At 74.1% G+C, this 12,120-nt stretch carries 7 protein-coding genes; 1 reads left to right on the plus strand and 6 read right to left on the minus strand.

The features are described from left to right. Nucleotides 1-15: 15 nt before the first annotated feature. Complete coding sequence (locus ACYQBY_RS03160; protein WP_459642332.1) at nucleotides 16-1,227, minus strand: methyltransferase; 1,212 nt, start codon at nucleotides 1,225-1,227, stop codon at nucleotides 16-18. A 311-nt stretch (nucleotides 1,228-1,538) separates the two neighbouring features. Here ACYQBY_RS03160 and ACYQBY_RS03165 point away from each other — a divergent pair, with 311 nt between their 5' ends. Next, nucleotides 1,539-2,279 carry a CDP-alcohol phosphatidyltransferase family protein gene (locus tag ACYQBY_RS03165; protein WP_459642333.1) on the plus strand — a complete coding sequence of 247 codons (741 nt, stop codon included), beginning with the start codon at nucleotides 1,539-1,541 and terminating at the stop codon, nucleotides 2,277-2,279. A 118-nt stretch (nucleotides 2,280-2,397) separates the two neighbouring features. On the opposite strand, the gene betT is transcribed toward ACYQBY_RS03165, so the two are convergent. The 5 genes from betT to ACYQBY_RS03190 all read right to left on the minus strand — a co-directional run bounded on the left by betT (nucleotide 2,398) and on the right by ACYQBY_RS03190 (nucleotide 11,712). Continuing rightward, nucleotides 2,398-4,029 (minus strand): choline BCCT transporter BetT, encoded by a 1,632-nt coding sequence (gene betT / locus ACYQBY_RS03170; RefSeq protein WP_459642334.1) that lies wholly within the window; start codon nucleotides 4,027-4,029, stop codon nucleotides 2,398-2,400. Between the two features lie 212 nt (nucleotides 4,030-4,241). Next, nucleotides 4,242-5,384, minus strand: a complete 1,143-nt coding sequence (locus ACYQBY_RS03175) for an RICIN domain-containing protein (RefSeq protein ID WP_459642335.1) — start codon at nucleotides 5,382-5,384, stop codon at nucleotides 4,242-4,244. Beyond that, a complete protein-coding gene (locus ACYQBY_RS03180) occupies nucleotides 5,326-6,990 on the minus strand; it encodes a GDSL-type esterase/lipase family protein (protein ID WP_459642336.1) in 1,665 nt (554 codons plus the stop codon). Before ACYQBY_RS03180 ends, ACYQBY_RS03175 begins: the two co-directional genes overlap by 59 nt. Next, nucleotides 6,990-8,942 carry a rhamnogalacturonan lyase gene (locus ACYQBY_RS03185; RefSeq protein WP_459642337.1) on the minus strand — a complete coding sequence of 651 codons (1,953 nt, stop codon included), beginning with the start codon at nucleotides 8,940-8,942 and terminating at the stop codon, nucleotides 6,990-6,992. The genes ACYQBY_RS03180 and ACYQBY_RS03185 overlap by 1 nt, the downstream gene beginning before the upstream one ends. A 178-nt stretch (nucleotides 8,943-9,120) precedes the next feature. Continuing rightward, complete coding sequence (locus ACYQBY_RS03190) at nucleotides 9,121-11,712, minus strand: rhamnogalacturonan lyase (protein ID WP_459642338.1); 2,592 nt, start codon at nucleotides 11,710-11,712, stop codon at nucleotides 9,121-9,123. Between the last annotated feature and the right edge of the window lie 408 nt (nucleotides 11,713-12,120).

Genomic DNA, 12,120 nt, shown 5'->3' on the forward strand with positions numbered 1-12,120 from the left:
CACCGTGGCAGTCGCTCACCGTGACGTGCAACGGTCCGGTCCGTCCTGGCGGTGCAGCAGGTAGATGCGGGGGTGGTGCCCCTTGTGGAAGACGCTCAGCTGCTCCTGCAGGTGCCAGACGTCGTCGGCCTCCCGCAGGCACCGCTCCATGACGCGCAGCGCGTGCGTGAGGACGACCAGGCGCGCACCGGGGGCCGCGGCGCCGGCGGCGCGGCGCAGCAGCAGGCGGTGCACGTGCTCGGCGTCCTGGTCCCGGCCCGCCTTGTCACCCCACGGCGGGTCGGCCAGCAGCAGGTCGAAGGGCCCGTGCCGCGTCCAGCCGTCCTCCGCGACGTCGCCGTGCAGCAGCCGCACCCGGTCGGCGAGCCCGGCGGCGGCGAGGTTCTCCGCGGCCGCGGCGAGGGCGCCGGCGTCGGTGTCGACGGCCACGGCCGAGCGGGCGGGCCCCGCGAGCAGCCGCTCGACGAGGAGCGTGCCCGAGCCGCACATCAGGTTGGCGACCCGGTCGCCGGGGCGGGCGCCGGCGAGCACGGTCATGGCGGCGGCCACGGTGGCGTTGGCGGCGGCGGGGTGCCCGGCGCGCCGCCACGGCCGCGCGGACAGGGGCCGGGAGCCGAGGCGGACGAGGACCTCCCAGCCGTCGCCGCCGGCGTCGGGGCGCACCCGCAGCACCACGTCCCCCTCCTCGGGGTCGTGGCGCAGGTGCGCGGCGTCGGCGACCTGGGCGGCCAGGGAGCGGAAGACCGCGGAGCCGCGCCCGGCCGCGTCGAAGCGGAACGTGCGCGGCGCCGGCCCCGGGCCGAGGTCGCGGGCGGTGCGCACCGCGGCCAGCAGCCGGGGGAAGTGGGCGCCGTCGAGCAGGGCGCGGGGACCGGGCACGGCGAAGCGGGTGACCAGGAAGGGGGCGACGACGGTCCGCAGCGCCAGCGCCGGCCGCAGCGGGCCGCTCCAGCTCGTGACGACGGCGTCGGGGCGCCCGGGCACCGGGCGCACCACCCCGGCGTTCGGGCAGGTCGCCAGCTCGGCGCGCACGACGTCCTCCAGGCCCGGCAGGAAGGTCAGCTCCAGGCGGTGGTGCCGCTGGGCGGCGCCCCGGCGGGGGTCGCGTCCGGTGTCCCGGCGGGCGTCCGGGCCGGTGTCCCGGCGGGCGTCCGGGCCGGTGTCCCGGCGGGCGTCCGGGCCGGTGTCCCGGCGGTGGCCCTCCACCGGGCCGCGGGTCCTTCTCACCCGCGCAGCTTGCACCATCGCACGGACACCCGGGCGCGCCCCGTGCGGGCCCGGGCCGCCCGCCCGGGCGGGCCGGACCTGCAGAAACCCCTGTTGCGGCCGGTGCGGCGGCACGCCCGTCCGGGTGTTCCCGGGGCGCCCCGGCGGTGCCGCGACGCGCGCGCCCGTGCACAGCGGACGCGGGCAGCCGTGGACGGCGGTAGCGTTTCCCCCCATCGACAGCCGCGCCGGCCCCCTGCCGCCCGGCGCTCCGCACCGGCACCGGGGGTGGCGACATCAGCACAGAGGCTCTCCCATCGGACACCCCTGTCGTGACCCCAGGGCACTCCTCGGGGCGGCAGCGCCTCGGGGCGGGAGCCGTCCACCTCTACACGGCCAGCGGCTCCGCGCTCGCGCTGCTCATCGTGCTGGCCGCCTTCGAGGGCAACGCCATGGCGGCGCTGTGGCTGGGCCTGGCCGCGCTCGTCATCGACGGCACCGACGGCATGCTCGCCCGCCGCCTGCGGGTGCGCGAGCACCTCCCCTGGTTCGACGGCGCCCGGCTCGACGACATCGTCGACTACCTGACGTACGCCTTCGCCCCGATGCTGCTGCTCTTCAGCGACGGGCGCCTGCCCGCCGGAGCGGCCGGCATCGCGCTGGCCGTGCTGCCCCTGCTGGCCTCGAGCTACCAGTTCTGCCGGGTCGACGCCAAGACCGACGACCACCTGTTCCTGGGCTTCCCGAGCTACTGGAACGTGGTGGCGTTCTACGCCATCGTGCTGGACCTCGGCCCGGCGGTGGTGGCGACCATCCTCGTGGTGTGCTCCGTGCTGGTGTTCGTGCCGATCGGGTACCTGTACCCGTCCCGCACCAACGCCCTGCGCACGCCCAGCCTGGTCCTCACGGTCGTCTGGCTGGTGACCTACGCGGTCCTGCTGGTGCAGTTCCCCGACCCGCACCCCGTGGTGGTGGCGCTGTCCCTGAGCTACCTCGCGTACTACGTGGCGGTGAGCCTGTACTTCACGCTGGCCCGCGCGCGGTACCGGCGCAAGGGCGCCGCGCAGGCCTGAGCCGGTCCACACGCACGACGAACCGGTCCACACGCACGACGGCCGGGCGGGGTCCTCCCCGCCCGGCCGTCGTGCGTCCGGGAGCCGTCCGCCCGGTGCGGTCGGCTCCGCCAGGCGGTCAGCTCCGCTCGGCGGTCACCGGCTCGGGCCGCGGCGCGTCGTGCCCACGGGCCCCGGTCCGCGGGGCCCCGCCCCACAGGGGCCGCAGCTCGCTCTCGCCGCGGTCCTCCGAGCGCAGGGCCCCGAACAGGCCGACCATGACGAGCACCATGACGAAGGCGAACGGCAGGCCCATGATGATCGTCGCGCTCTGCAGGGCGGCGATGCCGTCGACGCGGAGCATCGCGGCCGTCAGCAGACCGGTGGCCACGCCCCAGAAGATCCGCAGCCGAGGCCCGCCGTCCTGCTCGGGGCCGCTGGTCCGGGAGGAGAGGGTGGCCATGACCAGCGCGCCGGAATCCGCCGACGTGACGTAGAACAGCAGCCCCACGAAGGTCGCCACCGCCGCCACGAAGGGGAACGCCGGGTACTCCTGCAGGAGCGTGTAGAAGCCGTGCTGCGGGGTGGCCGCCGCCAGCTCCCCGAACCCGGTGTTGCCGGAGCGGATGAGGTCGATGGCGCTGTTGCCGAAGATCGACACCCACATGACGATGTAGCTGAAGGGGATCAGCAGCGTGCCGGTGACGAACTGGCGGATGGTGCGGCCCCGGGAGATGCGGGCCAGGAAGAGGCCGACGAAGGACGCCCAGGCGATCCACCAGGCCCAGAAGAACAGCGTCCAGGCGTTCAGCCAGTCCACCGGCCGGTCGTAGGCGAACGTCTGGGTGGTCAGCTCGGGGAAGGTGCGGAAGAAGTCCCCGACGTTGAGCACGAGGGCGTTGAGCAGGAAGACGGTCTTGCCGGCGATCAGCACGAACACCGCCAGGCCGATGGCCAGGAGCACGTTGAGCTGCGACAGCAGCTTGATGCCGCGGTCGACGCCGCTGACGGCGGAGACCGTGGACATGGCGACGGCGAGGGCGATCAGCCCGATCTGCACGCTCTGCCCCTCGGGGAGGCCGAAGAGCACCGACAGACCGTAGTTGAGCTGGACGACGCCGATCCCCAGGGACGTGGCCACGCCGAAGATCGTGCCCAGGACGGCGGCGAGGTCGACGCCGTCGCCCACGGGGCCCTGCACGCGCCGGCCGAAGACCGGGTACAGGGCCGAGCGGATGGCCAGGGGCAGGCCGCGGCGGAAGGCGAGGTAGGCCAGCGCCATGCCCATGAGCGCGTACATGCCCCAGCCGGTGATCCCGTAGTGGAACATCGTCCACACCGTGGCCTCGCGGGCCGCCTCGACGGTGCCGCCCTCCCCCACCGGCGGGGTGAGGTACTGCGTGACGGGCTCGGCGACCGCGTAGAACATCAGGTCGGTGCCGATGCCCGCGGCGAACAGCATCGAGGCCCAGGTGAAGGTGCTGTACTGCGGGCGGGAGCCGTCCGGGCCGAGACGGACGTGGCCGTAGCGCGAGATCGCCAGGCCGACGACGAAGAGCAGGACGACGGTCGCGAGGAGGATGTAGAACCAGCCGAACCACTCGGAGATCGCCCCGGCGACGGTGCCGAGCGCGCCGCCGGCGCCCGTGGGGTCCACGATCGCCCAGAGGGTGACCAGGAGGACGCCGGCGGCGGCCCCGTAGAAGACGCCCCGCTTGACGGGGGGCGCGCTGGCGCTCCCCGGTCGCGCGGGGGCTGTTCGCTCGCTCATGGGCGTCTCTCCACTGTGACGGCGTGCGGGGCAGCCGCTGGGGGCTACCCCGGACTCCGGGCCCGAGCGGCGCCCGAGGCTACCAGCGGGCCCGCGTCCCGGCCGGTCGTGCGACGGGCCGCCCGGCGACGGCAGGTCCTGCGGTGGAGCAGGAGGCCCCGGCCCGGCTGCGGTGCCCGGGGCGGGGCCTCCTGGTCGTGGGGTGGACGGCCCTAGCGGGTGGTCCACTGCTGGTTGGTGGCGCCGCTGCACGTCCACAGCGCCACGCGGGTGCCGTTGGCGGTGCCGCGGGCGGCCACGTCCAGGCACAGGCCCGACTGCTGCCCCACGATCGAGCCGTTCGCGCCGCGGGCGAACTTCTGGTTGGCCCGCCCGTTGCAGGTGTAGGACACCAGCCGGGTGCCCGGCGCCGTCCCGGACGCCTCGGCGTCCAGGCACAGCTCCCCACCGAAGGAGCGCAGCTCACCGGCGGAGGTGAACACCCACCGCTGGTTCGCCCCACCGTTGCAGTCGTAGATGTCGATCTCCGCGCCCGGGGTGCGGCTGCTGCCCACCACGTCCAGGCACCGCCCCGAAGCCACCCCCACCAGCTGCACACCCGACGGAGCCGGCTGGGCCGTCCTCAGCCAGGCCTCCAGGGGGATGTTCTGCCGGTCCACCGCGTCCGCCACCAGCGCGGCGATCTGCCGGGCCCCGGAGGCGGAGAAGTGGGTGTGGTCGTCGGCGAAGAAGTCACCGACGGCCCCGCGGCTGTAGTCGCCGTCGTTCGGGCAGAACCCGAGGCGGTTGTACAGCGAGACGCTGAGGGCGTGCAGGTCGATGACCGGGGCCCCGGTCGCCGCGCCGACCTCCCGGGTCTCGGTGAGGTAGCCGCGGTTGCCCACGGCCGTGGACCCGCTGCACCTGATCGCCGCCACGGGGGTGAGCAGCACCGGACGCGCACCGCGGGCGGTGGCGGCGCGGGCCATCTGGGTCATGAGCTCCTTGTAGCGCGCCCCGCCGACGTGACGCGGGCACGTGGGCGACCCGTCGTTGATGCCGAACTGGATGAAGAGGAAATCACCCTGCTCCATCCCGTTGAGGGTGGTCTGCCAGCGGGCGGAGGGCGCGGTGCTCGTCAGCGTGCACTCGCCGTTGGAGCCCATCGTGGAGCTGACCCCGCCCTCGTACATCCACGTCTGGATGCTGCGCCCGCCCTGCGCGTTGTTCGAGACGGTGGCCTCGGGGACGAAGGAGGACTGGAACTCCCTCCCCCAGCCGACGATGTTGGTCCCGGAGCTGTTCGCCATGGTCGAGTCACCGGCCAGCCAGACCGTGGTGGGCGGCGGGGCGGCCACCGCGGGGGTGGCGGCCACGCCCAGCCCGGTGGCGAGGAGCGCGGCGGCTCCGACGGCGCTCGCGGCGGAGCGGAGGCGGCGTGCGAGGCGTGTCACGGGTGCTCCCTGTGCCGGGGTGACCGGGACGACCGGGGTGGTCGGGCCGCTCACCGGGTGGTCCACTGCTGGTTGGTGGCGCCGTTGCACGTCCACAGCGCCACGCGGGTGCCGTTGGCGGTGCCGCGGGCGGCCACGTCCAGGCACAGACCGGACTGCTGCCCCACGATCGAGCCGTTCGCGCCGCGGGCGAACTTCTGGTTGGCCCGCCCGTTGCAGGTGTAGGACACCAGCCGGGTGCCCGGCGCCGTCCCGGACGCCTCGGCGTCCAGGCACAGNGCTCCCCACCGAAGGAGCGCAGCTCACCGGCGGAGGTGAACACCCACCGCTGGTTCGCCCCACCGTTGCAGTCGTAGATGTCGATCTCCGCGCCCGGGGTGCGGCTGCTGCCCACCACGTCCAGGCACCGCCCCGAAGCCACCCCCACCAGCTGCACACCCGACGGAGCCGGCGGCGTCGTCGTGGACCCCAGGTACGGCTGCATGATCGGCGCGAGCCGGTCGGCGATCACGCGGTGCCCCTGGTCGTTGGGGTGCACGTTGTCGCTGGTGTGGACGGCCGGGTCGATCCAGCCGGTGGTGTCGACGTAGACGACCTTGCGGTCACCGGCCGACGTCCGCGCCTGGACCGCCGCCTGCGTCTGCGGGGCGTAGCGGCCCCTGAAGTTGCGCATCGCGATGATCGTCGCGTTGGGGTACTTGCCGCGGACGGTCCCGAGGAACTCGGTGTAGACGCTCTGGAACTGCGTGCTGCTGACGCTGTGCCCGACGTCGTTGGTGCCGAGGTTGATGACGACGACCTGCGCCTGGTACCTGCGGAAGTCCCACTCCGGGGAGGTGGCGCCGGAGGCGACGCGGGTGAAGCGCCGCGACAGCCCGGTGCAGCCGTCCGCGGACTCCACGAGGCAGGCCCCGCCCTCGGCGATCTGGGTGTGCTCGGCGCCGAGGCGCTCCCCGACGAGCCAGCCGTAGCCGGTCAGGGACAGCTGGGAGGTGAGCTGGCCGACGGTGATGGAGTCGCCGACGAACTCGACCAGCGGGGCCCGCACCGCGGCGGGCAGGGTCGTGGCGCCCGGGTCGAGGACGACCCCGCGGAAGACCGCGTCGCCGCGGTAGCTGCCCGCCACCGCGCGGTAGGACACCCGGAGCTGGTGGTTGCCGGCGCGCAGGCCGGGCGGCGTCACGTCGACGGTCCCCGAGACGTTGCTGTGGCGGACGTAGGGCGAGCCGTCCACGCTCACCCAGACGTCGATCGCGTTGCGCTGGCGGAGCTTGACGCTCGCGCCGGTGAAGCCGACGGCGACGTAGGCGCCGGCCCAGCCCGCCGTCGGGGCGGCCGGGTCCGCGAAGTTCCAGCGGCCGAAGTAGCGGACGTTGGAGTCCGTGGCGGTGCCGTCCCCCGGCGCCGCGGAGGCCGGGGCGGCGAGGCCCACGAGCGCCCCGACGGTCAGGACGGCGGCCACGGTGGCGGCGACCAGGCGTCCCAGCGCGCCACCCGAGGTGGTGCGGCGCTCCCGCGTGAGCGCCATCAGCCGACGACCCGGATGGACGGGGTCGGTGCGGCGGCCATGCCGTCGCCGATGAAGAAGCTGGGGTGCGGCGGCTGGTTGTAGGCGGTGTTCTGCCACGCGATCGCGGTGCGGTACTGCAGGTCGTGCATGAGGGTCGGGATCCGCACGCCGGTGGGGTGCGGCGTGGAGTAGATCCGCAGGGCCCGGCTGTCGGTGGTGCGCCAGACGACCTCCTCGCGCCAGTCGCCGAGGATGTCGGCGGAGAGGGCCGGGGTGGACTTGCTGCCGTTGTTCGAGGCGACGCCGCTGCCGGTGAGCAGGCGGGTCTCCCCGCTGGTGCCGTACTTGTCGATGCGGGTGCCGTCGAGGAGCTCGCGCACCGGGTCCCCGTCCCACCAGACGAGGAAGTTCGCCGAGGAGGGCTTGCGGCCCAGGGCGGCGCCGTCGGAGCCGCGCTGCAGGCTGTCCGAGCCGAGGGAGGACCACGCCTCCGCACCGGGGCTGCCGGCCCAGACGTCACCGGCGACGCCGCGGCCGTTGTCCCCGCCCGCCGGGGTGCGCCACAGGATCTGGCCGGTGCGGGCGTCGGCCATCCACGAGGACGGCTGGCTGGCGGACTCGGAGACCTTGAACGCCTCCAGGCCCGGCCGGGACGGGATCAGGTCGCCGGTGTGCCCGGCGTCGCCGTGGCCGTACCTGGTGTTCCAGAGCCCGGAGCCGTTGTCGTCGATCGCCATGGCGCCGTACACGATCTCGTCGCGGCCGTCCGCGTCGACGTCGGCCACGGCGAGGCTGTGGTTGCCCTGCCCCGCCCACGCGGACCCGTTCGTGCTGGAGCTGGAGTCGAACGTCCAGCGACGGGTGAGCTGCCCACCGCGGAAGTCCCAGGCGGCGATGACGCTGCGGGTGTAGTAGCCGCGGGCCATGACGATGCTGGGACGGGAGCCGTCGAGGTAGGCGGTGCCGGCGAGGAAGCGGTCGACCCGGTTGCCGTAGGAGTCGCCCCACGACGCGACGTCCCCGCGCGGCGGCTCGTACGGCGCGGTCGCGAGCGCCGCACCGGTGAGGCCGCTGAAGACGGTGAGGAACTCCGGGCCGCGGAGCACGTACCCGTCGGAGTTGCGGTGGTCGGCGCTCCCGCTGCCGATGACCGTGCCCCTGCCGTCGCGGGTGCCGTCGGCGGTCTTCACCGCGACCTCGGCCCTGCCGTCGCCGTCGTAGTCGTAGACCTGGAACTGGGTGTAGTGCGCCCCGGAGCGGATGTTGCGGCCCAGGTCGATGCGCCACAGGCGGGTCCCGTCGAGGCGGTAGGCGTCGATCAGGGTGGGACCGGTGTAGCCCGCCTGGGAGTTGTCCTTGGCGTTGGACGGGTCCCACTTGACGAACAGCTCGTAGTCACCGTCGCCGTCGGCGTCACCGACGCTGACGTCGTTCGCGGAGTAGGTGTAGGAACTGCCTCCGACGGTTCCCCCGGCGGGGACGGAGAGCGGCACGTCGCGGTAGCCGGCGGCGAAGGACAGGGCGGGCGCGCCGGTGGACGCGGTCGTGCCGTTGACGACGTCGCGGATCTCGTACCGGGCGCCGGCGGCGGCGCCGCGGTCGAGGAAGTTCGTGGCCCCGGTCAGGTGGGTCGAGGTGATGCGCGTCCCGTCGCGGTAGACGTGGAACCCGATACCGGCGGGGTCGTTGCCGAGCAGGCGCCAGGAGACGAGGTTGCCGTCTCCGCTGCGGACGCTGACGGCGCCGCGGTCCAGGCGCTCGGCCTGTCCGTTGACGCGGGCCTCGGCGGGCACCGCGGCGGTGCCGGCGACCGCGAGGCACAGCGCGGCGGCGGCGGTCAGGCGCAGGCGGCGGGAGCTCCGGGAGGAGCCACCGCGGGAGGGGGTGCGGGGGGAGACGAGCACGAGGTGCTCCCATCTGCCACGGCAGGGCGCGCGGCGTCGACATCGTCGTCGGAGGGGGAAGCTCATCGGCGGGCGGCAACCGATTTCCTGACCGTAATGAAACGTTTCGGCATCCGTCAAGACGGGAAACCGGCGCGTGTGAACCGGTTCACTCCGGGTGGTGGCCCCGTGACACGACGACGGCGCCGGCCGCCCCGAAAGGTGGCCGGCGCCGGTCGTGCTCGCCCCGCGGGGCGCCCGCGGATCAGCCGATGGCGGTGATGGCGGAGGTCGCACCGTGGCGCAGGACCCGCTGGGCGTGCTCGGTCGCCCCGCCCTGCCCGGAGTGCTTGTCGAGCTGCCCCAGGAAACGCTCCAGCTCCCGCAGGCCCTGGTCCGTGCGGCCGCTCTCCAGGTGGCGCTGGGCGTTCTGCGCGTGCGCGCGCAGCGTGTTCGCGAGCGGGCCGGTGACCTTCCCGGCCTGGGTCAGCTCGGCGAGCCGCGCCGCGAGGGACGCGGCCGTCGGGGCCACCACGTTCGGCACCGGCACCTTGGTGAAGTCGGTGTCCGAGGCCAGGTAGAACGAGGTGTACGCCGGCTGGTTGTAGGACGTCTGCTGCCGGGTGACGTCGGCGCGGTACTGCGCGTCGTGCTGCAGCGTGAACAGCTTGCGGTCGGTCACCTCGGTGCTGAGGAAGATCCGCAGCGCCGAGCTGTCGGCGGTGCGCACGACGAGCTCCTCGCGCCAGTCGCCGAGGATGTCGGCGACGAGCGAGGGGTTCCCCTTCGTGGTGTTGTTCGTCCGGGTGCCCGTCGCGGTGAGCAGCACGCCCCGCTTCCAGTCCCGGACGACCGTGTTCTGGTCCCCGGACCCCTCGACGATCTGCGTGGTGCCGTCGGCCGCCCAACGGATCGACTGGTTGGTGCCGGGGGTGCCGGCGGCGACCGTGGTGCCCTTGGCGCTCTTGAGCCCGGAGCCGTCGGAACCGTTCGGCATGCCCGCCCAGACCTCGATACCGCGCACGGCGGGGTCGACGTCACCGATCATCCCGCGGCCGGTGTCGCGGCCGGAGTACGCCCCGAACAGGACCTTGCCGGTCGCGGCGTCGCGCATCGCGAAGCCGTAGGGAGCGCTGGTGGCGCCCTCGTGCACCGTGAAGATCTCGAGCCCGGGGCGGTCGGGGTCGATGTCGGTGACGTGCATCGCGTCGCCGTGACCGAGCTTGGCCACCGTCCCGGGGGCCGCGGAGCCCGCGGGCAGGACGTCCGTGGAGGAGTACAGCAGCTTCCCGTCGTCGTCGAGGGTCGCGGAGCCGTAGACGATCTCCTGCTTGCCGTCGGCGTCGACGTCGGCGACGCCGAGGGAGTGGAAACCCTGCGTCGTCAGCGACCCGTACACCGGGTCACTGCCGTTGCGGCCGTGCGGGTTGTCGTTGAACGGGTTCGTCAGGGGCGTGTGGCCGCTGTCGACGAACCAGCGCTTGACGAGCTGCTCGCCGTTCCAGTCGTAGGTCGCGACGGTGGTGCGCGTGTAGTAGCCGCGGGCGAGGATCGCGGAGGGCCTCTTGCCGTCGAGGTAGGCGACGCCGGAGAGGAACCGGTCGACCCGGTTGCCCGGCTCGATGCGGCTGTACGCGTAGTCGCCCCACATCAGGCCGTCGTCGCCGCGACCGGGCTCGTAGGCGACGGTCTGCAGCTCGCGGCCGGTGCCGGCGTCGAACACCGTCAGGTACTCGGGGCCGGTGACGATGAAGCCCTCGAACTTGCGCAGCTCGTTGCGGGCGGAACGGCCGGGCGCGTACACGTCGATGAAGTAGTCGGCCAGGGCGCCGGCGTCGGCCGCGGACAGCGGGTAGGCGTACTTCGGCGCGATGCCGAGCGCCTGCTCCACGGTCGCGGGCCAGCGCCCGGCGACGACCTCGGGGTGGGCGTGCCAGTTCTTCAGCATCCCGGCGAGGTGGTCGCGGTACTGCGGGGCACTGAGGCGGTAGTCGTCGGTGTGCTTCACGCCGGCCGCGACGTCCTGCGGCAGCAGGGTGATGGGCGAGGTCGCCCCCGCCTTACCGCCCTCGTAGCGGGTGCTCGTCGTGCCGGGGGCGGTCTTGACGATGATCTCGGCGCGGCCGTCGCCGTCGAAGTCCTGCACGAGCTGCTGCGCGTAGTGCGCGCCGGCGCGGATGTTGACCCCGAGGTCGATGCGCGCGAGGAGGGTCCCGTCGAGCTTGTAGGTGTCGAGGTAGACGTTGCCGGTGTAGCCCTTCTGGGAGACGTCCTTGGAGTTGGACGGGTCCCACTTCACGACCAGCTCGAGCTGCCCGTCGCCGTCCACGTCCGCGGCGGTGACGTCGTTGGCCGAGTAGGTGTACGCCTCACCCGCCGGGGTGGTGCCACCGGCCGGCTTCTGCAGCTTCACGTCCAGGGACGCGCCGCCCCACGGCGTCGCCTCGCCGGCCGGGCCGGCCTCCCGGCCGCCGACGACCGGCACGACGCGGTAGCGCGACGTCGCCCTGCCTGCGGCGTCGAGCCAGTTCGTGCTGTCCGTGACGGTGGCCGCGAGCGCGCCGTCGCGGTAGACCCGGAAGGCCGGGCCGGTCATCCCCTTCGGGGTGGAGCCGGTGACCTCGGTGCCGAGGAGGCGCCAGGAGAGGAAGACGCCCCGGTCGGTGGCGGCCGCGACGAGGCCGCGGTCCAGCCAGTCCAGGCGCGTCGCGCCGCTCGAGCCGGCCGTCGTGCCCGCACCCGCGGCGGGGGCGGCCGGCTCGGCCGCGGCACCGGTGGCCAGAGAGAGGATCAGGGCGGCGCCGGCGCCGCCGCACACGACGGCCCGACCGGTCGTCGTGCGGGAGAGAAGCCTCATCGTCGAACTCCTTCGTCCGTGGGGGCCTGACGACGCCTGCGCGGTGGGCGGTCCCCACTCCGCGCGACCCCGCCCGGCGGTGGGAGAGGTCGGTGCAAGCGTTTTCCGGCACCGTACTGAGACGTTTCACCGCCGTCAAGGGTTGTACCGCCGCCGGAGTTGACCGGTTCACCGACGGCATGTCCCGACCAGACGGGACGGACCGGACGGGGGGTGGGGGCGGGGGGCGGAAAACCCCTGGCGCCCGGAGCGCGGGCCGCCCTACCGTCGTCGCATGATCTCCTGAGGCGCTCCGGGCGTGACCGCTCCGCCCGCACCGTTCCTCCGCCGGCCCGCTGCCGGCGCCCCGCCACGCCGTGCCGCGCCGTCGCGCCCGGCCCGCTGCAGCACGCCCCGTCCCGGCACGGG

The organism is Kineococcus anabasis (assembly GCF_054590795.1).